Annotated in this window: 21 protein-coding genes; 2 read left to right on the top strand and 19 right to left on the bottom strand. The window is 68.2% G+C overall.

What is annotated here, in order from left to right; genetic code table 11:
• Positions 1–3: 3 nt before the first annotated feature.
• The 14 genes from ACQ450_RS11030 to ACQ450_RS10965 all read right to left on the bottom strand — a co-directional run bounded on the left by ACQ450_RS11030 (position 4) and on the right by ACQ450_RS10965 (position 11,611).
• A complete protein-coding gene (locus tag ACQ450_RS11030) occupies positions 4–276 on the bottom strand; it encodes a flagellar biosynthetic protein FliQ (protein ID WP_188053568.1) in 273 nt (90 codons plus the stop codon).
• Between the two features lie 2 nt (positions 277–278).
• The gene (gene fliP, locus ACQ450_RS11025; RefSeq protein ID WP_431469305.1) at positions 279–1,094 is read right to left on the bottom strand and encodes a flagellar type III secretion system pore protein FliP; all 816 of its coding nucleotides are present in this window, start codon (positions 1,092–1,094) and stop codon (positions 279–281) included.
• Positions 1,095–1,174: 80 nt separating this feature from the next.
• On the bottom strand, positions 1,175–1,429 hold the full coding sequence (locus tag ACQ450_RS11020; RefSeq protein ID WP_431469304.1) for a flagellar biosynthetic protein FliO: 255 nt from the start codon (positions 1,427–1,429) through the stop codon (positions 1,175–1,177).
• Positions 1,426–1,725, bottom strand: a complete 300-nt coding sequence (gene fliN, locus ACQ450_RS11015; RefSeq protein WP_188053564.1) for a flagellar motor switch protein FliN — start codon at positions 1,723–1,725, stop codon at positions 1,426–1,428. Before fliN ends, ACQ450_RS11020 begins: the two co-directional genes overlap by 4 nt.
• Positions 1,722–2,669, bottom strand: a complete 948-nt coding sequence (locus tag ACQ450_RS11010; RefSeq protein WP_431469303.1) for a flagellar motor switch protein FliM — start codon at positions 2,667–2,669, stop codon at positions 1,722–1,724. Before ACQ450_RS11010 ends, fliN begins: the two co-directional genes overlap by 4 nt.
• 6 nt (positions 2,670–2,675) lie before the next feature.
• Entirely contained in the window at positions 2,676–3,284 is a 609-nt protein-coding gene (locus tag ACQ450_RS11005; protein ID WP_431469302.1) for a flagellar basal body-associated FliL family protein, read from the bottom strand.
• A 15-nt stretch (positions 3,285–3,299) separates the two neighbouring features.
• Positions 3,300–4,835 (bottom strand): flagellar hook-length control protein FliK, encoded by a 1,536-nt coding sequence (locus ACQ450_RS11000; RefSeq protein ID WP_431469301.1) that lies wholly within the window; start codon positions 4,833–4,835, stop codon positions 3,300–3,302.
• A 32-nt stretch (positions 4,836–4,867) separates the two neighbouring features.
• Positions 4,868–5,293 (bottom strand): hypothetical protein, encoded by a 426-nt coding sequence (locus tag ACQ450_RS10995; RefSeq protein ID WP_188053559.1) that lies wholly within the window; start codon positions 5,291–5,293, stop codon positions 4,868–4,870.
• Positions 5,286–6,617 carry a FliI/YscN family ATPase gene (locus tag ACQ450_RS10990; RefSeq protein WP_188053557.1) on the bottom strand — a complete coding sequence of 444 codons (1,332 nt, stop codon included), beginning with the start codon at positions 6,615–6,617 and terminating at the stop codon, positions 5,286–5,288. Before ACQ450_RS10990 ends, ACQ450_RS10995 begins: the two co-directional genes overlap by 8 nt.
• A complete protein-coding gene (locus ACQ450_RS10985) occupies positions 6,611–7,354 on the bottom strand; it encodes a FliH/SctL family protein (RefSeq protein WP_431469300.1) in 744 nt (247 codons plus the stop codon). The genes ACQ450_RS10990 and ACQ450_RS10985 overlap by 7 nt, the downstream gene beginning before the upstream one ends.
• Positions 7,347–8,357, bottom strand: coding sequence for a flagellar motor switch protein FliG (gene fliG / locus ACQ450_RS10980; protein ID WP_431469299.1), 1,011 nt, complete (start codon positions 8,355–8,357; stop codon positions 7,347–7,349). Before fliG ends, ACQ450_RS10985 begins: the two co-directional genes overlap by 8 nt.
• Complete coding sequence (gene fliF / locus ACQ450_RS10975; protein ID WP_431469298.1) at positions 8,354–10,006, bottom strand: flagellar basal-body MS-ring/collar protein FliF; 1,653 nt, start codon at positions 10,004–10,006, stop codon at positions 8,354–8,356. The genes fliG and fliF overlap by 4 nt, the downstream gene beginning before the upstream one ends.
• A gap of 4 nt (positions 10,007–10,010) precedes the next feature.
• Positions 10,011–10,370, bottom strand: coding sequence for a flagellar hook-basal body complex protein FliE (gene fliE / locus ACQ450_RS10970; RefSeq protein WP_431469297.1), 360 nt, complete (start codon positions 10,368–10,370; stop codon positions 10,011–10,013).
• Positions 10,367–11,611, bottom strand: a complete 1,245-nt coding sequence (locus tag ACQ450_RS10965) for a sigma-54 interaction domain-containing protein (RefSeq protein WP_431469296.1) — start codon at positions 11,609–11,611, stop codon at positions 10,367–10,369. Before ACQ450_RS10965 ends, fliE begins: the two co-directional genes overlap by 4 nt.
• Before the next feature lie 230 nt (positions 11,612–11,841).
• On the opposite strand from ACQ450_RS10965, the gene ACQ450_RS10960 reads away from it, so the two are divergent.
• Together ACQ450_RS10960 and ACQ450_RS10955 are read left to right on the top strand one after the other, a co-directional pair.
• Positions 11,842–13,578, top strand: a complete 1,737-nt coding sequence (locus ACQ450_RS10960; protein WP_431469295.1) for a flagellin — start codon at positions 11,842–11,844, stop codon at positions 13,576–13,578.
• A 155-nt stretch (positions 13,579–13,733) separates the two neighbouring features.
• Complete coding sequence (locus tag ACQ450_RS10955; protein WP_431469294.1) at positions 13,734–14,156, top strand: DUF1810 domain-containing protein; 423 nt, start codon at positions 13,734–13,736, stop codon at positions 14,154–14,156.
• Here ACQ450_RS10955 and ACQ450_RS10950 read toward each other — a convergent pair.
• From ACQ450_RS10950 to flgM, 5 genes are all read right to left on the bottom strand, one after another.
• Complete coding sequence (locus ACQ450_RS10950) at positions 14,153–14,890, bottom strand: sigma-70 family RNA polymerase sigma factor (protein ID WP_431469293.1); 738 nt, start codon at positions 14,888–14,890, stop codon at positions 14,153–14,155. The two genes, ACQ450_RS10955 and ACQ450_RS10950, sit on opposite strands and share 4 nt — an antisense overlap.
• 29 nt (positions 14,891–14,919) lie before the next feature.
• Positions 14,920–17,004: a flagellar biosynthesis protein FlhA gene (gene flhA / locus ACQ450_RS10945; RefSeq protein WP_431469292.1), complete on the bottom strand. Its 2,085-nt coding sequence runs from the start codon at positions 17,002–17,004 to the stop codon at positions 14,920–14,922.
• 4 nt (positions 17,005–17,008) lie between these two features.
• The gene (locus ACQ450_RS10940) at positions 17,009–17,857 is read right to left on the bottom strand and encodes a lytic transglycosylase domain-containing protein (protein WP_431471214.1); all 849 of its coding nucleotides are present in this window, start codon (positions 17,855–17,857) and stop codon (positions 17,009–17,011) included.
• A gap of 104 nt (positions 17,858–17,961) precedes the next feature.
• The gene (locus tag ACQ450_RS10935; RefSeq protein ID WP_431469291.1) at positions 17,962–18,276 is read right to left on the bottom strand and encodes a flagellar protein FlgN; all 315 of its coding nucleotides are present in this window, start codon (positions 18,274–18,276) and stop codon (positions 17,962–17,964) included.
• Positions 18,269–18,562, bottom strand: a complete 294-nt coding sequence (gene flgM, locus ACQ450_RS10930) for a flagellar biosynthesis anti-sigma factor FlgM (RefSeq protein ID WP_431469290.1) — start codon at positions 18,560–18,562, stop codon at positions 18,269–18,271. The genes ACQ450_RS10935 and flgM overlap by 8 nt, the downstream gene beginning before the upstream one ends.
• Positions 18,563–18,631 lie beyond the last annotated feature (69 nt).

The raw sequence follows: 18,631 nt of genomic DNA, 5'->3' as shown, positions 1-18,631 counted from the left end.
CGCTCAGCGCACCAGATCGGGAATGCGTTCGAAGATGCCGATCGTGAAGTCGCCGAGCAGTCCGAGGATCATCCCGCCGAAGATGACCAGGCTGATGCCCACGATCGCCAGCTTGGGCACGAACGAAAGCGTCTGTTCGTTGATCGAAGTCGCCGCCTGCACCATGCCGAGGAACAGGCCGGCGAGGAGCGCCGGAATCAGGATCGGCGCCGCGGCCAGCGCGAGCACCCACATCGCTTCGCGCGCGACGGTGAGGAAATAGTCCGCGTCCGCCATGTTCAGGTCGCGAAGCTCGAGGCGAGGCTGCCCATCGTCAGCGCCCATCCGTCAACCAGCACGAACAGCAACAGCTTGAACGGCAGCGAGATGATCGTCGGCGACATCATCATCATGCCCAGGCTCATCAGCACGGTGGCAACGACCAAGTCGATGACGATGAACGGCAGGAAGATCAGGAAGCCGATCTGGAACGCGGTCTTGAGCTCGCTCGTCACGAACGCCGGCAGCAGCACCGCATAGGGCGTGTCCTCGGGCGTCGCGATCGGGCCGGTGTTCGCCATATCGGCAAACATCGTCACGTCCTTCACGCGGGTCTGCTTGAGCATGAAGCCGTGCAGTGCTTCGCCCGCGGTCTCGATCAGCTGGGTCGAGCTGATGCGGCCTTCGGCATAGGGCTGGATGGCAGTGGTGTTCATCGTGTTGAGGACCGGCGCCATCACGAAGAAGCTGAGGAACAGCGACAGGCCGATCAGCACCTGATTGGGCGGCGTCTGCTGAAGCCCCAGCGCCTGGCGCAGGATTGCAAGCACGATGATGATCCGCGTGAAGCTGGTCATCATCAAGAGGATTCCGGGCAGGATCGTAAGCAGGCCCATGATGATGAGGACCTGCAGCGATAGGCTGAGCGGCGCTTCGCCGCCGCCGAGGTCGCCAAGCGCGCGGTCGAGCGCGTCGCCGACGCCCGGCGTCGGCGGCGGGGCGGGCATCGGCGTGACCTGCGCGAATGCCGGTGCGGCGAAGAGCAGCGCAAAGAACAGGGCAGCGAGCACCACGCCCAGCTTCCACCCATCGCCGCTGCGCAGCCAGGGCCCCATGTCTCGTGCCACATGCGCTGCATCTACACGCCGCAGCGACAGGCCCCTGCCTGCGCAGGAGCGACGGAAACTCTCCCGAATCACGCTTCCAGCCTGTCGACCAAAGTGACGCCGCCGCGCGCGACCGAGACGAGCAGCCGCCGCCCCTCGAAATCGACGACGGCGAGGCGGACGCCGGGAGAGACCATCATCGTCTCCTTCACCTGCACCATCCGCTCGCCCGCGCCGCGGGGCAGCCGCCCCTCGAGCTTGCGCCACGCATAGAGGCAGGCGATCAGCAGGCCGCAGACGAGCGGCAGCAGGATCACCAGCTTCAGGACATAGGACCACATCATCGCGGCGCGACTCGCTTCTCGGGATTGACCAGCTCGGTCATCCGGACGCCGAACTTCTCGCCGACCGTCACCACTTCGCCGCGACCGATCAGCGTGCCGTTGACGAAGACGTCGAGCAGTTCGTCGGCCTCGCGGTCGAGTTCGATCACGCTGGATTCGCCCAGCGCGAGCAGCTCGCGGAGGCTGAGCCTCGTCGCGCCGATCTCCACGGTGAGCTTCACATCGACGTCCTGCAGCAGCCGCAGATTGGCGGCGAGCGCGGCGTCGACCGGAAATCCGCCGGTCATGTCGTTCATGCGAGATCCTCTTGCGAAATGGGCTCGATGGAAGTGAGACGGACCGCGGCGCGGCCGTTCGAGGTACCGACCTGTCCCGTGCCCAGCCGCCGCGCGGCGACCATCACGGGCACTTCGGGGCCGAATTCGATCGGAATGACGTCGCCGACCTTGAGCTCGAGCAGCTGGCCGAGGCGCAGCTGCGGCTCGGCGAGCACCGAGCGCACGGGAAGGCTGACCGCCATGACCGCGCGGGTGAGCCCATTGCGCCACTCCGGTTCGACGGCGCAGTCCTGCGCCTGGACCTTTGCGGTGAGCTGGGGCGCATGCGGCTTCAGGCCGGCGACCGGATAGAGGAGATCGATGTAAAACGGCGCGGCGTCGTCGGCGGCGAAGCCGAGCCGCGTGACTACCATCGCGGTGTCGCCACCCAGATCGGGCGCGGTCGCGATCGCAGCACCGGCGACGGGAGCGAACTCGATCCGCGACACCGGCTCCCATGCGGCCGCAAGCGGATCGGCCACGGCGTGTCCGATCCGGCCGACCATCGACTGGGCTGCGGGCGTGAACTCGTCGGGCAACATGGAAGGAGCCTCGCCATCGCCGCCGAAGAAGGCGTCGAGCATCTCGAGCACCGAACGCCCTTCGAGCACGAGCAGCGCCTGCGCCTTGCCGGGAGACATCGCCAGCGGCTGCCAGGCACTCAGCCCTTCGCCGCGCTCGGTCCGATAATCGGCCCAGCGCTGCACGACGAGCGGTTCGGCCCAGCTGCGCAGATCGCGGCGCAGCACGCCTTCAAACACGCTCTTCAGCGAACGGGCGGCGCGCGCGGTCAGATGCTGCAGCGTGACCAGATCGCCGAACGGATTGAGCCGCGCGCTGCCCAGTGCCGGCGCGTGCTCCGCGCCGGCCCGGGGCCGCTCGCGCCGATCGGGCGCATCCGTTTCTGAAGAGGCGTTAACCATGCTCGTTCACTGAACAATGAAATTGGTAAAGTAGACGTTACCAATCCCGCCGAAGCCTTCCTTTTCCTGCAGAACGCCGTTGATCGCGTTCACGAGGCGTGCCTCGAGCTGGCGCTTGCCTTCGGTGGTGAAAACTTCCTCTTCGGTAGTTTCGCTCAGCGCCATGAGCACTGCCGAGCGGACGGCGATCTCGTGCGTGCGCAGATTCTGGATCACGCGATCGTCATAGTGAGTCGAAATCGCGAGGCCGGCCTGTACGAAATGAACACTGTTCTGAAGGTTCGAAGTGAACTCCTTCTCCAGCGCATAATAGTTGGAAGCATAGGCCTCGCCGCCTTCACCTGCAGGCGTCGGCGTACCGGTATTTTCCTCGTCGCTGCCGCCGGCTTCGGCATGTGCCTGTTCGCTCTTCGGCACGAGTTGGGGCCTGTCGTCCCGTGCCGCCGGAGCCGCGCCGCCCGCGCCGGGCAGCCAGCCGGCCTGCGCGGCATAGAGGCCGCCGCCCACACCGCCGCCGATCAGCACGAGCGGCAGCAGGGCGAGCAGCATCAGCTTCAGCAGACTGCGCTTCTTCTTCGGCGGCGCGGCTTCTTCGATCGTCGTCTCGGTCATCATCGGTTCCCTTCAATGTCAGGCGATGCGGTGGTCGGTGGCGGTATCGGGCTCTGGCTCGGCGGCGCCGGAGCGCGCGACGCGAAGGAACTGCTCCGGTTCGTGTGTCCGGCGCTGCTCGCGTCCGGCCCCTGCGCTGCCGGCATCGACCGCAGTCTCGCCCACGCGCAGCCCCCGCGATTCGGCGAGTTCGTTCAAGCGCGGCGCGGCTTCGGCGAGCAGAGTACGAGTCGCGGCGGAATCCGCAGTGAAGCGGATCTGGAGGGCATCGCCGTCCTGCTGCACCGAAACGTCGAGCGTTCCGAGCGCGTTCGGCGTCAGGCGGATACGCGTCTCGCGCGTCGTGCCCGCTGCGTCGCGCAGCGTCTCGATCCGCTCGATCATCGACTCCATCCAGTCATTGCGCGAGAGATCGAGCGGCGGCTGCTGTGCTTCCGCCAGCGGCTGCGCGGCCGGCGTGCGGACAGTGTCCGCGGCGATCTGCGGTGCGGCGATCGCAAGCGCAGTCGCCGGTTCCACCCGCGCCGTCCGGCGCTGTGGCAGGATCTCGGCGAGGAAAGTGGCGGCGGCCGGCGTCACGACCTGCGGTGCCGATGCGAGTAGTGGCTGGGCGGTGAGCGGCAGGGGTCGCGCCGGATCGGCGGCGAGTATTTCGATTCTCGGCGGGCTCGGCACATCGACTTTTGCCGCGCGCGTCCCGTCGCTTCGCACGTCCTTCCACGGACGCGCAGCTTCAACCGGCGCCCGGGGCGCTTGCGGAGCCGCGGCGGTGGGCTCCGATCCCACCACAGCCAGGCGCGGAGCGCTCGACAGCGGTGCAGAGGATGTGGCGTCCGGCTCGGCAACGACGCCGACGGCCGCCGGCGCGGCCTCCGCCTGCGGCAGGAGCGGCCTGATCTCGACGGCTGCCGCGCCTGCTGGCCGGGCTGCGACCGGAGCGATCGACGCGGAAGAAGAGAGCAGCCTCCGGTGGTCGGACCGCGGCACGATCGGAGTCTGCGGTGATGCTGGAGCCGACACCGAAGCTGCAATTTGCCGCGGCCCTTCAGGAGCGACGCCGTGGGGGGCGACCGCGGCAGGTCCGCCTCTGTCCTGGAACGCCATCGGCAACGTCGCGGCAGTGGCCACCGGGGCGGCAGTGGCCGCCGGGGCGACCGCCGCGACCGGCGCGGCGGCGGCTGCGTTTGAGAGAGAAGTCGGCGCGGCTGATGTGCCGCTCCGGTCCGGAGCCGCTTCAGGGGCCGCGAGCGGCTCGGCGGCCGGCACCGGCACCGGCGCCGGGGCGACCAGCCACGGAAGAATGACTTCCACCCCCGGTCCGGCAGCAGCATCGGTTTCCGCCTCCGGCAATGGCTTGCCGTCAGCGGCAGGGATTTGCCGGTCGATCGTCGAAACCGCGCCCTCGGCAGGGATGAGTTCGGCTTCGGCCGCGACCGCGCAAGCCTGTAGGCTGCCCAGCGCGAGCGCGAAGCGGCTCGCGGCACCGGGCTCGCTTGCCGGAACGACGAGTGCCGAAGCGCCGGCGGTCACAGGCTGCAACGTGAACTGGATCATGACTCCCCCGAGTGACGTGTCACTCGAACGGGTCAGCAAGGATCGTGCCGATTCCCTCGGACGGGAGGAAGCGCTTCGAGCGCGCGCAGCGCCGCCAGCGCGGCATCGGCTTCGTGACGCGCGATCAGCTTTTCGACCGCGGTCTGATCGCGCTTGGCCTCGCGGGTTGCCGCGCGAGCGTCTTCGAGCCCCTGCTGGGCCACTTCCACGCGTCGATCGGCCGCCTCGGCGGTGTGGCGAAGCCGTTCGCGGAAATGGGCGGAAGCGGCAAGGCTGGTGGCAAGCGCCGGCGCCGAGCTCGGCTGGACATTGGCGGCAAGCGCATCGATCCGCCGCCGCAGCGCCGCCTCCTGCGCCAGCCGCGCCTGCGCGTGCGCCTCCTGCGCCTGGACCTGACCGAGCTGCAGCGAGCGCACCCGGTGGATTCGCGCAAGCTTCTTCGCGCTGCGCTCAGCCATCGCCGAAGACGCCGGTCAGTTCGGCGACCGCCGCTTCGAGCGGCACGACGTCGTCGGCGTCCTGGCGGATATATTCCAGCACCGCCGGATGGCAGGCGATGGCGGCATCGATCGCGGGATCGGCGCCGCTGCGATAGGCGCCCATCAGCACGAGGTCTCGGTTTTCCTCATAGGTGGCGAGATGGCGCCGCAGCACGCGCGCGGCATGGAGATGCTCCTTGCCGACGATGTCGGTCATCACTCGGCTCACCGACGGTCCCAGGTCGATCGCCGGATAGACGCCGCGCTCGGCGAGCTGGCGGTTCAGCACGATATGCCCGTCCAGGATCGATCGCGCGCTGTCGACCACCGGATCATTGCCGTCGTCGCCGTCGGCGAGCACCGTGTAGATCGCCGTGATCGAGCCACCCGAGGAAACGCAGGTGCCGGCCCGTTCGATCAGGCTCGGCAGCATTGCGATCGCCGAGGGCGGATAGCCGCGCGCCGATGCGGGCTCGCCCAGCGCGAGGCCGATCTCCCGGCCCGCATGCGCGACGCGCGTGAGCGAATCCAGGATCAGCAGCACCTTCTTGCCCTCGGCGCGAAACGCTTCGGCGATGGCGGTTGCCCGCAGTGCACCGCGGATTCGCAGCACAGGCGAATGATTGGCGGGAACGGCGACCACCACCGAGCGCGCCCGCGCCTCGCCATGAATCTTGGTCTCGAGGAAGTCGGCTACTTCGCGGCTGCGCTCGCCGATCAGCCCGACGACCACCACATCGGCTTGCGCGGCGCGGACGATCATGCCGAGCAGCACCGATTTGCCGACGCCCGAACCAGCCATGATGCCCACCCGCTGGCCCTGCCCCACCGTGAGCAGGCCGTTGATCGCGCGCACGCCCACGTCGAGCGGCTCGAGCACGCGGCCGCGGTCGAGCGGCGACTGGAGCTTGCCCGCGAGCGGCCAGCGGCCGGCGCCGCGGATCGGGCCCTGGCCGTCGATCGGCTTGCCCGCGCCGTCGACGACGCGCCCGAGCAGTGCCGCGCCCACCTCCGCTTCGCCCGGCGGTCCGATTGGCCGGACCGGCGCGTTGGGGAGCAGCGGCGCCGGGCCGCCCAGGTTCATCAGCAGCGTCTTGCCGCCGCGAAAGCCGATGACTTCGGCTTCCACGCGCTCGGCACCGGCCGTGCCCACCGCGCAGACGGTGCCGACCGGCAGCGACAGCCCGACCGCTTCCATCAACAGCCCGTCGTAGGAGGAAAGCCGTCCAGAGACCTTTGGCTTCGCGATGAAATCGCGGACGCTCAGGCCTTCGAGATACGCGTTGGAAAAGGCGTTCAGCATGGCGGCGGAATCGGCACCTTGTCGATCGCTTCGGCGAGCTGCTCGAGCCAGAGATCGGGGCCGTCCTCAATGATCGTCGAGGCGCTCTCGATCACGAAGCCACCGCGCGAAACATGCGCATCCCCGACCGCGAAGATGCGCGCGGGGAGCTTTCCTTCGAGCAGCGGCACGTCCTCGGGGTGGAGCCGCAACAGCGCCGACTCGGCACTGTCCGCGAGCAGATCGACCGCGGCGGCGACTCGCCGGTCGAGAAGGTCGGACGCAATGCCCGTTTCGCCGATCAGTCGGTGGACGAGATGCAGCACGGTCTGCCGCAGCTGCCCGGCCATCCGCTCGCGGTCGAAATGGGCGCCGCGTGCCAGCGCCGTCGAAACCTGGTCGAGCAGTGCGCCTTCGCGCGCCCGGGCGGCTTCGATTTCCGCAAGTGCGGCGGCACGGCCCTCCGCGACGCCCGCGGCATGCGCCGCAGCGACGGGATCGCTGAAGCTGCGGCTCGGCTGCGGCTGCGGCTGCGCGGGCGGCAACTCGGCATCGAACGGGTCCCAGCCCTCGGTCGGATTGCGGCTCGGGTCGGCAGGTTTGAAATGCCGTGGCCCCTCGGCTTGCGGCGCGAAGTCACACGCAGCGCTCGCGGCCGGATCGACGGCGGTGAATCCCGCGGCGCCTTCGAACGCCTTCTTGAGCAAATCGCCGGCAGCGGCGTGGCGCATGACGAGTCCCGGTGCGAAGCTAGACATATTCCTCGTCGCCTCCCCCCGGCATGTGGATGGTCCCTTCCTTCACCAGCCCGCGCGCGACACCGATCACCACCTTTTGCGCGTCGAGCACTTCGGCGAGCTTCATCGGGCCGCGCGCTTCCATCTCGTCGCGGATGCCGTCGGCGGCGCGGCTCGACATGCAGCCGAGGAAGCGGTTGCGGACTTCCTCTTCGACGCCCTTCAGCGCCTTGACGAGGATCTCGCCGTCGATGCTGCGGATGAGCGTGCTGAGATTCTTGTCGTCGAGCTCGAGCAGATTGTCGAAGACGAACATCGCCTCCTCGATCTCTCTGGCGACCGCCTTGTCGAGCTTGAACAGCTTGGGCATCACCTTGGCCTCGGTCGCCTTGCGCGCGCCCTGCAGGATCTTCGCCGCCTCGCGCGTGCCGCCGAGCTGGAGCCCGGCTTGCTTGCGCGGCGCAGCTGCCCGGTTCTCGAGCATCGTCCGCAACGTTTCGATCGCTTCCGGCGATATCGGGCCGAGCTTGGCGACTCGATGCAGTATCTCCGGCTGCTGCGCCTCGGGCAGCTTCTCGAACACCTTGGCGGCAACATCGGGATCGAGGTTGGCCAGCAGCACCGCCGCGATCTGCGGATGCTCGGCCTCGATCATCGAAGCGATCTCTTCGGGATCGAACCAGGCCAGCTGTTCGAGCCCGCAGGCCGCTTGGGCCGGCATGATCCGGGCGAGAACGCTTTCCGCCCGCTCGGCGCCGAGCGCCTTCGTCATCATCCCTTCGATCTTCGGCGCCGGATCGAACTGAACGGTGCTGCGGTCGCGCGCCTTGAAGACGAAATCGTCGAGCACCTGCTCGACCTCGGCCTCGCTCACATCGGCGACGGCGAACATCGCCTTGCCCAGTTGCCGAACCTCTTCGGGGTCGAGCTTCTGGAGGATCGCGGCGGCTTCCTCTTCGCCGACGAGCATCATCAGCACGGCGGCGCGCTCCACTCCTGTGAAATGGCGAACGCCGTGCATCATGGCGCATTCGTCCGGATCATGTCGCGCACGGCAAGCGCCGCGCGCGCGGGATTGTCGCGCGTGAAGCCGCGCACCAGCCCAACGCGATCGTCGTAGCTGCGGCCGCGATCGAGCATGTCGACGCTGACCCCCGGCTGCGGTTCGGCGGCGGACGGTTGTGCGGCAGCAAGCGCCGGGCGGTGCATCGCGCCCTCCTCCCGCTTCTTCAGCAATGCCTTGGCGAGCGGCCTCACGCCGAGCAGCAGCACCAGCAGCGCGATGACCACTGCAGTGACATGCCGCGCGACCATCGCGACCCATCCGGCCTCGTACCAGGCGGGGCCCTCGCGCACATCCGCATTGTCGGTGAAGGCGCGGCTGACGACCGTCACCTGATCCTGTCGCGCTTCGTTATAGCCTACGGCCGCGCGGACGAGCTCGGTGATCTGGCGGATCTCGGCTTCGGTGCGCGGCTGGCCTTCCGGATTGCGCAGCAGCACCGCGACCGAGATGCGCTGCACCGCTCCCGGCACGGTGCGCGTCACGGATACTTCCTTGCCCAGGTCATAGGTGCGGGCGAAGCTGTCGCTCTGCCGCATCGGCGCTGTCGACGGGGCGACATCGGCGGCAGCGGGAGCGGCGGCGGTCGCGGCATCGGGTGACTCGACCGACCCGGGGACCGGTGCCGTGTTCGACAGTGCGCCGGGGATGCCGCCCGGCGCCTGTTCGCGCGGCGCTCCGGTCCAATTGCCCTGCTCGGCACGGACGACGCCTTCGCGGTCGTAGCTTTCCCGGGTCGCCTGGCTTTCGTCGAGGTTGACGTCGGCCTGAACCTCGGCGGTGAAGTTCCCCGCGCCGACCAGCGGAGTCAGCAGCTGGAACAGCTTGGTCCGATACTCGTCCTCGACCCGGCGTTCAAAATCGATCCGAGTGTCGCCTGCCGACGTGCCGATATCGCCGTCCGGGCGACTGAGCAGCGCACCGAGCTGATCGACGATCGTGACGGCTTCGGTCTGCATCCCCGGCACCGAGGACGCGACGAGATTCACTACCGAGCGCACCTGTGCTTCGCTGAGCGTGCGGCCGGGCTGGAGACGGACGATCACCGACGCCGAGGGTTCGGCGCGATCCCGCACGAACACCGAGCTTTCGGGCATCGCCAGATGCACGCGCGCGTCGGCGACCGAATCGAGCTCGGCAATCGAACGGGCGAGTTCGGTTTCGCGCGCCTGCCGCAGCCGTTCGCCCTCCACCGCGCGGCTGACGCCCATCGGCAGCTGATCGAGGATGGCATAGCCACCCGGCGCGGCGCGCGGAAGATCCTGGCTGGCAAGCAGCATGCGCGCCTTGTGATACGCGTCCTCGGCCACGGTGATGGCGCCGCCACCGTCGAATCCGGTTTCGATTCCTGCCTGCTGGAGCGCCTCGGCGACCGCCGCCTTGTCGGCGTCGGGCAGGTCGGTGAACAGGATGCGCTGCGGCGGCGTGGAGACCATCGCCCAGGCGAGCGCGGCCGCCAGCACGAGGCAGACCAGCAGGATCATCGGCAGGCTGCGCTTGACCGCAGGCTGGCCGATGATGCCGCCGAGCTGACGCAGCGGATTGGCGAAGCCCGGAAGCGGCCGGGCCGCTGCGGGTGCTTCGGATGCGGGTGCGAGATTGGTGCTCATCGGATCAGACCGGCATGCTCATGATGTCGCGATAGGCGGAGAGAAGCTTGTTGCGGACCTGCAGCGTCGCTTCGAAGCCAACCGAGGCCTGCTGGCGCGCGAGCATCACCTTGGCGATATCCACCGTCTCGCCGCGCTCATAAGCAGCGGAGAGCGCTCCCGCTTCCTGCTGGCTCTGGTTCACCTCGCGGACTGCGGTGGTGAAGGTGTCGGTGAAGCTGGTGCGCTGCGGCTCCACGGGTGCGGGCGCGCCGGCAGTCTGCTGCGCCCGGTTGAGCGCGGCATTGCGCTCGAGGATCTGGGCGCGCAGCTCCATCACCCGATCGACGCCCATCGCGGCGCCGGGTCCGCCGACGCCGCTCATGCCGACATCGCCCGGGCGATGTCGTCGCCCTGCTCGCGCGCCTTGGCCAGCCGATAGCGCAAGGTGCGCTCGGAAATGCCGAGCCGTCGCGCGGTTTCGATCCGGCTGCCGTTGCAGGCCGCCAGCGTCTCACGGATCGCGTGGAATTCGGACATCTGGACGATGTTGCTCAGCTTCGCGCCGGCTTCCACTCGGTTCTCGGGCCGCCGGTCGAAGAGGATGTGCTCGGCGCCGATCGCATCGGCGGGTGCCAGCAGCAGCGCGCGCTGGATCACATTCTCCAGCTCGCGAACATTGCCCGGCCAGTCGTGCGCAGTCAGTTCGGCGAGCGCATCGGGCGCAAGCCAGGGCAATGCAGCCCGTCCGCCCCCGTGACGGACGATCATCGCCGCCGCGAGCGCCGGAATGTCGCCGGGGCGTTCGGCAAGTGCCTTGGTGCTCAGCGGGAAGACGCTGAGCCGATAATAAAGGTCGGCGCGGAAGCGGCCGGCTTCGACTTCGCCCTGCAGGTCGCGGTTGGCGCATGCGATCACCCGCACGTCGATCTTTTCGGGCAGCGTGCCGCCGATCGGCACCACTTCGCGCTCCTGAAGCGCGCGCAGCAGCTTCGCCTGGAGCTGGAGCGGCATTTCCGCGATCTCGTCGAGCAGCAGCGTGCCGCCGTGTGCCGCGCGGAAGAAGCCCTGGCCGCCCGACGAGGCGCCGGTGAAGGCGCCTTTCTGATGACCGAACAACATGGCTTCGAGCATCGATTCCGGCAGCGCTGCACAGTTGATCGCCACGAACGGTCCGTCGCGCCGCGACGAGCTCTCGTGAATGGCGCGTGCGAGCACTTCCTTGCCGGTGCCGGTCGGGCCGTTGATCAATACCGTGATGTCGGCGCTCGCGACGCGCTCGGCGAGCGCCAGCAGCGCGAGGCTTTCCGGATCGGCTGCCACGGGCGCCGAGGGGCCGCGCAGGAAGGCGCTGGCGAAGCCGATGCCGGTCGCCGCCTCTTCGGGCGAATAGCAGACGCGGGCGGCACTGCCGTCGCGGAAGGGGACTGCGGCGCAGCCGTCGTTCCCGATCACCAGCGTACGTGCGGCCACCGGCGGTGTCTCGCCCTGTGCGACCAGGAACAAGTCGCCGGGCGCAGGCTTGCCGCTCTCGCACGAGCCGATTTCGAAACCCTGAGCGCGCAGCGCCGAAACCAGCGCATATTTCTGTCGCAGCACTGCGGCGGACGGATAGATCGTGCCCATGAAATCCCCCCTGTCGCGCTGCTTCTGGGGGAAAGGTGGTAAACGAGCCGTTAAGTCTGTTCGATTCCGCAACGATTTTCACCGCGCTGCGCGCATTGCCTCTACGCGCGCACGCGCGCGAGAGCGAGTTTCTGCTTAATGCCGCGGATCGGCGGTCGTTCTCAGGGCTGGCGGCTCGGGCTCCCGTTCAGGGGGGACGCGGGAAGCGCCAGCACTGAGGAGACTTGGACATGACTGTTATCGGTACGAACATCGCGTCGCTGCGCGCGTCGAATGCGTCGATGGGCGCAACGGCGTCGTTGCAGACCGCCATGGAGCGTCTGTCGACCGGCAAGCGGATCAACAGCGCGAAGGACGATGCGGCTGGCCTTGCCATCGCGAGCCGCATGACGAGCCAGGTTCGCAGCATGGCGGTGGCCATCCGCAATGCGAACGACGGCATTTCGCTCGCCCAGACCGCCGAAGGATCGCTCGGCGAAGTCACCAACATGCTTCAGCGCATGAAGGAACTGGCCACTCAGTCGGCGAACGGCACGCTCGGAACGATCGAGCGCTCCACGCTGCAGGCGGAAATGGACCAGCTGGTCGCCGAGATCGACAATGTTTCGAAAACCGCGAATTTCAACGGCGTGAAGCTGCTCGACGGTTCGCTCAAGGCGCTGACGCTGCAGACCGGCATCAACGCCGGCGAGACGATCAGCGTGTCGATGGTGGCCGCGTCGACCGGCAAGCTGGGTCTGCTGGCGCTCGAAGGAAGCGCCAGCGGCAGTAACGTCGGCGCGACTGCGCTGGCGGCGGGCGGCGTGACGATCAACGGTGTCGCGATCGGCGCTTCCACCGACGGGTCGGCAGCGGCGAAGGCGGCCGCGATCAACGCGAAGTCCGAGGAAACCGGCGTCACCGCGACCGCGACCAACGCCGTCTCGCTGACCGTCGACGCGAGCAAGTTCACCACCCAGGCGCCGAACAGCGTCACGCTGACGGTCGATACCGGCGAGATCGCCGAGGCGCTCAGCCTCACGATCGGCGGCGAGACGGTCACGCTTACCGCTGCCGACGAGACCGCCGGCAGCGTGCAGGCGCTGGCCGATCGCATCAACGCCACGTCGGCCGTCACCGACGCGGGCTATGTCGCGTCGGTCGATACCGGAAAGCTGGTGCTGACGCGTGCCGACGGCGGCGATATCGAATTCGCGGCCGGCGATGCGGTCTTCACTGCGGCGACCGACTTCGAGGGCGAAACCGTCGCGCTCACCAGCCTGTCGACCGGCGTGACCGCCGAAGGTCCGGAAGCCGAAGCGATCACGATCAAGGTGGGCGATACCGACGTCGCTCTGGCCGGCACCGAAACCGACGTCGACGATCTGGTGGCGACCATCAACGACACCGATGGCGTGTCCGATGCCGGTATCGTCGCGTCGAACGTCGACGGCAAGCTGGTGCTGACTTCCGCCGACGGAGGGAACGTCGCGCTGAAGGGCGCCAACGGCGTGTTCACTGCGGCCACTGGCGCCGACGGTGAAGCCATGGATCTGACGGCGATCGACTCCACCGGCGTGACGGCCACCGGAACGGTCGCACTCTCGGCCGAGGAAGGCGAACTGGTCGCCATCTCCGGCACCGAGGCGGGACTCACCGCCACCGGGCTGACTGCGACGAACACCACGCTCGCGATCAGCAGCCAGGCCGAGGCTTCGGATGCGCTGGCGGTGATCGACGCGGCGCTCGACAAGATCTCGGCGAGCCGCGGTGATCTGGGTGCGGTGCAGAACCGCCTCCAGTCGACGGTCAACAATCTGAGCACGATCTCGACCAATCTCGAAGAGGCGCGCAGCCGGATCGAGGACGCCGATTTCTCGGCTGAGACGACTGCGCTCGCAAAGGCGCAGATCCTGGCGCAGGCATCGACTGCGATGCTCGCCCAGGCCAACCAGAGCCAGCAATCGGTTCTGCAGCTGCTCCGCTAAGGCTGTGCCGGTCGGGGGCGTCACCCCCCTGACAGGCGCGCCCGACCGGTCAACTCCCTCGCAAGAGGGGGCGCACGGGAGCCCCGACGGCCATGCCGCCGGGGCTCTTCGCGTGCGGAGTTGACGCAGCGGCCGGCCGGCGCGAAGCCGAACCAATGGTAGCGAACGAACTCGATCGTTTCGTCGCGGCGCAGCGCGACAGCTATGCCGCTGCGCTCGCCGAGCTGCGCGCCGGCGACAAGCGCGGTCACTGGATGTGGTTCGTCTTTCCGCAGATCGCCGGGCTCGGCCGCAGCGCGCAGGCGCAACGCTATGCGATCGTCGACCGCGCCGAGGCGTGCGCTTATCTGGCGCATGACCTGCTCGGGCCCAGGCTTGTCGAATGCAGCGAGGCGGTGCTCGACTGGCGCGGGCGCAGAACGGCCGAGGCGATGCTCGGCGACATCGATGCGATGAAACTGCGCTCGTCGATGACTCTGTTCGAGGCGGTAAGCGGCGATGCGCGGTTCGCCGCGGTTCTCGACGGCTTCTATTCGGGCGCGCGCGACGATCGGACGCTGGCGCTGCTCGACCGCTAGCCGAGCCGCGCCCGCAACGCCTTCTTCAGGCGCGCATGCGCCGCCGACTTGATCTGGCAGACGCGCGCGGCTCCGACTCCGATCACCTGGCCGATTTCCTCGAGGTTGAGTTCCTCGACATAATAGAGCTGGATCACCATCGCCTCGCGCTCGGGCAGGCCGGCGATCGCCTCGATCAGTGCTTCGCGCTGATCGGCTTCGGCGAGCTGATCGAAGGCATCGGGCTCGTCGGCCATGAACCAGGGCGCCTCGTCCGAATAGACGTCGTCGATCGAATCGAAGCGGATCGCCTCGGCCGTGGCATATTCCAGCCGCAGCTTCTCCGGCGTGATTTCCAGCTTTTCCGCCACTTCGCTATCGGTAGGTGTGCGGCCGAGACTCTCGGCAAGGCTGGCCACCGCGCCGTTGTAGGCGCGCCGCCGCCGCATCGCGCCGCGAGTCAGCGTTGCCTGTCGCCGAAGCTCGTCGATCATCGCGCCGCGCAGCCGCGTCATCAGATAGCTTTCGAAGCTCACCTGCCCGCGATCCTCAAACGCGCTCGCCGCCTCGACCAGCGCGACCAGCCCGATCTGGATCAAATCCTCGACATCGACGATCGTGCTCATCGATCCATGGATGTGCCAGGCGACCCGGCGCACCGTGTGCAGATGGCGGCGGACCAGCGCCTCCGCCTCGCGTTTGGGCGAAGGAGTGCGCGAATAGGTAAGCGGCGACTGCGCGGCGGCTGCCGTCATGGCATCGGTCTTCCTTTGGGGAGCTGCGGTCATGCGGGAAGCGCCTCCGGCGCACCGATCACCGCGACGACCTCGACGGGCTTCTCCTCGGGTACTTCGAAGAAGCTCATCACCGGCGTGTCGGGCAGCACGCTCTTCACGAGCTTGCGGATCGCGCGCCGGATCGAAGGCTGGACGACGAGGACGAAGGGCTTGGCCTCGGCGATCAGCGGGGCCGCGGCATGGCTGAGCGCCTGGGCGATCCGCTGGCCAAGGTCCGGCTCGATCGTGTGCCGATTCGATCCGTCGGCGCGAACCGCCTGCCCCAGCAGCGCCTCGAGCTGCCCTTCCAGCGTCATCACGCGCAGCGGCTCGCGCACGCCGCAGAGCTTCTGAATGATGAGCGCGCCGAGCTCGGGCCGGATCAGCTCGATGATCTCCTCGGCGTCGGGCGTCCGCTGCGCGGCCACCGCGATCGCGGCGGCAATGCGGCGGAATTCCTTGAGCGGAATGCTCTCGGCCAGCAGCCCGCGCAGCACCTGCGTCAGCGTGGTGAGCGGCAGCGGCTGCGGCGACAGCGCCGCAACGAGCTGTGCCGCACGGTCCTTCAGTCCGTCGAGCAGCGCCTGCACTTCGTCGGGGCCGAGCAGATCCGACGCGTTCTGGAGCAGCATCTGATTGAGGTGCGTGGCGACGACCGTGCCCGGATCGACCACGAGATACCCCGCGCCGGTCGCGGCGTCCGCGTCGCCCGGATTGACCCAGATCGCGTCGAGCCCGAACGTCGGATCCTTGCAGGGTTTGCCGTGAATCGAGCCCGCGGCTTCCCCGGTGTCGAGCGCCAGCATCTCGTCGGGCGAGACCGAATCCTCGCCCACCACCACGCCGCCGATCAGGATGCGATAGGTGAAGGGCGGCAGATTGATGTCGTCGCGCACCCGCACCTGCGGCACGACGAACCCCAGCTCCTTCGAAAGCTGGCGGCGCACGCCGGTGATGCGGCCCATGAGCGGGCCGCCGCGGCGCTCGTCGACCAGCGGCACGAGGCCGTAGCCGATGTCGAGCATGACGTGGCAGCTGTCGGTCACTTCGTCCCAGCCGATCCTGGAGAGGTCGGCCGGTTCGGTAGCCACCGGCTCGGGCGGCGGCGGTCGGTTCGCAATCGCACGGAGCTTCCAGGCGGCGAAACCTGCGCCGGCAGCGGCAGGCAGGATGACGAGCGCGGGCATTCCGGGGAGGATGCCCAGCAGTCCCAGAATGGCCGCCACCGGCGTCCACGTGCGATGGCTGCCGAACTGGCTACCGATCTGTCCGGCGAGATCGTGGCTCGAGGTGACGCGCGTGACGATCGCGGCAGCGGCGATCGAAAGCAGCAGCGCCGGAATCTGCGCCACCAGCGCGTCGCCGATCGCCAGCAGCACATAGGTCTGTGCGGCGTCGCCCACGCTCATCTGATGCGTGATCGTGCCGAGGATCAGGCCGCCGAGGATGTTGATCGCGAGGATCAGCAGACCGGCGATAGCATCGCCCTTCACGAACTTGGACGAACCATCCATCGCGCCGTAGAAATCGGCTTCGGTCGACACTTCGATGCGGCGCGCGCGCGCCTCGTCCGGCGTGATGAGGCCGGCGTTGAGGTCGGCGTCGATCGCCATCTGCTTGCCCGGCAGAGCATCGAGCGTGAAGCGGGCCGAGACTTCGGACACGCGGCCGGCGCCCTTGGTCACCACGATCATGTTGATGATGATCAGGATCGAGAAGACGAGCAATCCGACGACATAGTCGCCGCCGATCAGGAAAGTGCCGAACGCCTCGATCACATGCCCCGCGGCGGCCTCGCCTTCGTGGCCATGGACGAGCACGACGCGCGTCGAGGCGACGTTCAATCCGAGCCGAAACAGCGTGACGAAGAGCAGCACGGTGGGGAAGGCGGAGAAATCGAGCGGCTTCTGCGCATTGAGCGCCACCATGAGCACGGCGAGCGAGATCATGATGTTCATGATGAAGAAGGCGTCGAGCAGGAACGCCGGGATCGGGACCACCATCAGCGCCACGAGCAGCAGGATCGCGAGTGGCAGCGCGAAACTCTTCATCGCGGGTCCGAACGAAGCGGGCGAAAGCGAAACGGCAGTCATTCGGTCAGCCCCCCAGGCTCGCGAGCATCAGATAGGCGAGCCGCGCAGTGTCGGGCGTGGGGCGCAGCGGATCGACCTGACGCAGCGTGTTCAGATTGGCGAGCGTCGTTTCGACCCACGGCGTGTCGCCCGCGACCGCGCGCGTCCCGGGGATCACGGCACCGCCGTTCGCGAGCGCACGAACCTCGGCCGCGCCACTCGGCGACGCCGAGGCGAGTCCGGTCGCGCCGACGGCAGCGGCGCCGCGGTCGAGCTTCGCGGCGAAGCCCTGATAAATTTCGGAGAGCGATTTCGGCTGGCCGTTCGCCGCATAGAAGATGTTGCGATTGGCGCGCGCCGCCGCGGGAAACATCGACGCTCCCGACCGGCCAGGGTTCGTCTCCAGCGCTCCAAGGAAGGAGCGCGCACCGCCCAGGCCAAGAAAATGCGCCATGTAGAGATCGGTCCCGTTGGTGGCGCGGCCGAGCGACGATTCGAGGGCAGCCTGATTGTCGGACGCGTGTTCGGCGGCCATCAGTGCGGCGACCTGGGGATTGGTGCGCAGATCGAGGATCGCGCTGCGCGTCGCGGGGTCCGCGACGGTGAAGCGTCCGCTCGCACTCTGGCGAATATTGTCGGACGCCCAGCCGAGGCCGTGCTTCTCGCCATGTTCTTTGACGACGGCGAGCCAGCTCTGCTCGATGAATTGATAGAGGCCGGTCGCGCTGGAGGTGCGGGCGCGCGCATCGGCCCGCATCCCGCTTTCGACCTGCGCCTGGCCGAGCAGATAGTTGAAGTCGACGCCCGTACGCCGGCTGGCCAGCGCGATCGCCGACTGGACGTCCGCAGTGTTTCCGATCGAAGCGACGTTCATCGAATCCTGATCCGATTTCCCCTGGGTGCGGGAACGGATCAGCAAGGAGCGTGCCAGTCTAGCCGCTGTGGCCGGTTCGGCTCAGCGGAAAGCGCCGCAAAGGCTCAGCCGTAGGCGAGCCGCGGCCCAGGGCGGTAGGCGGGCGCCGCCACACCGGCAAGATCCTGCAGGCGCCGGCGGACATTTGCCGCCATCAGGTTGACGTAGATACGCGCCATTTCGTTCAGGCGATGTGCCTCGGCGGCGAGCTCGCGGATTTGCGCGTCGGGCGGAGTCGCTTCGTGCGCGGCGACCGCTTCGATCGCGGCGAGCTTGGTCTGAGTCGCCGATTCGAGCGCAGCGACGTCGTTAGCCTTGAGCGCGGCGATCTCCGCGTGAAGGGCCTCGATCACTGCGACCAGCGCGTCCTGCCTAGTCATGGGGCTTCCAGCTCATCTTGAGCGCGAGCAGCCGGTCGGCGATGGTCGACGGCACGAGCGGGAAGGTTCCGTCCGCGATCGCCTTGCGGATCCGCGCGACACGATCGGCATCGACCGGTGGCTCGGCGGCCATCGCCGCGGAGAGCAGCGTCGCACCGGGCGCCTCGGCACTCTGCGACGTCGCACCCTCCACCGCGCGCGCCGCGGCGACGGGCTCGGCAGGGCCGACCGGCGCCGGACGGCGCTCGATCGCGCTAGCCGGTTTGCTGCCGATAGGATCCACCATGTCCGCATTCCTCGCTTTGCTGCCGACACCGGAAGAAACGGCCGTCGGCAACGGCGCTTTAGCAGAAAA

The sequence above is a fragment of the Sphingosinithalassobacter sp. LHW66-3 genome (genome assembly GCF_050703275.1).
Taxonomy (GTDB): domain Bacteria; phylum Pseudomonadota; class Alphaproteobacteria; order Sphingomonadales; family Sphingomonadaceae; genus Sphingomonas.
This window is presented reverse-complemented; position numbering and strand designations above follow the sequence as displayed.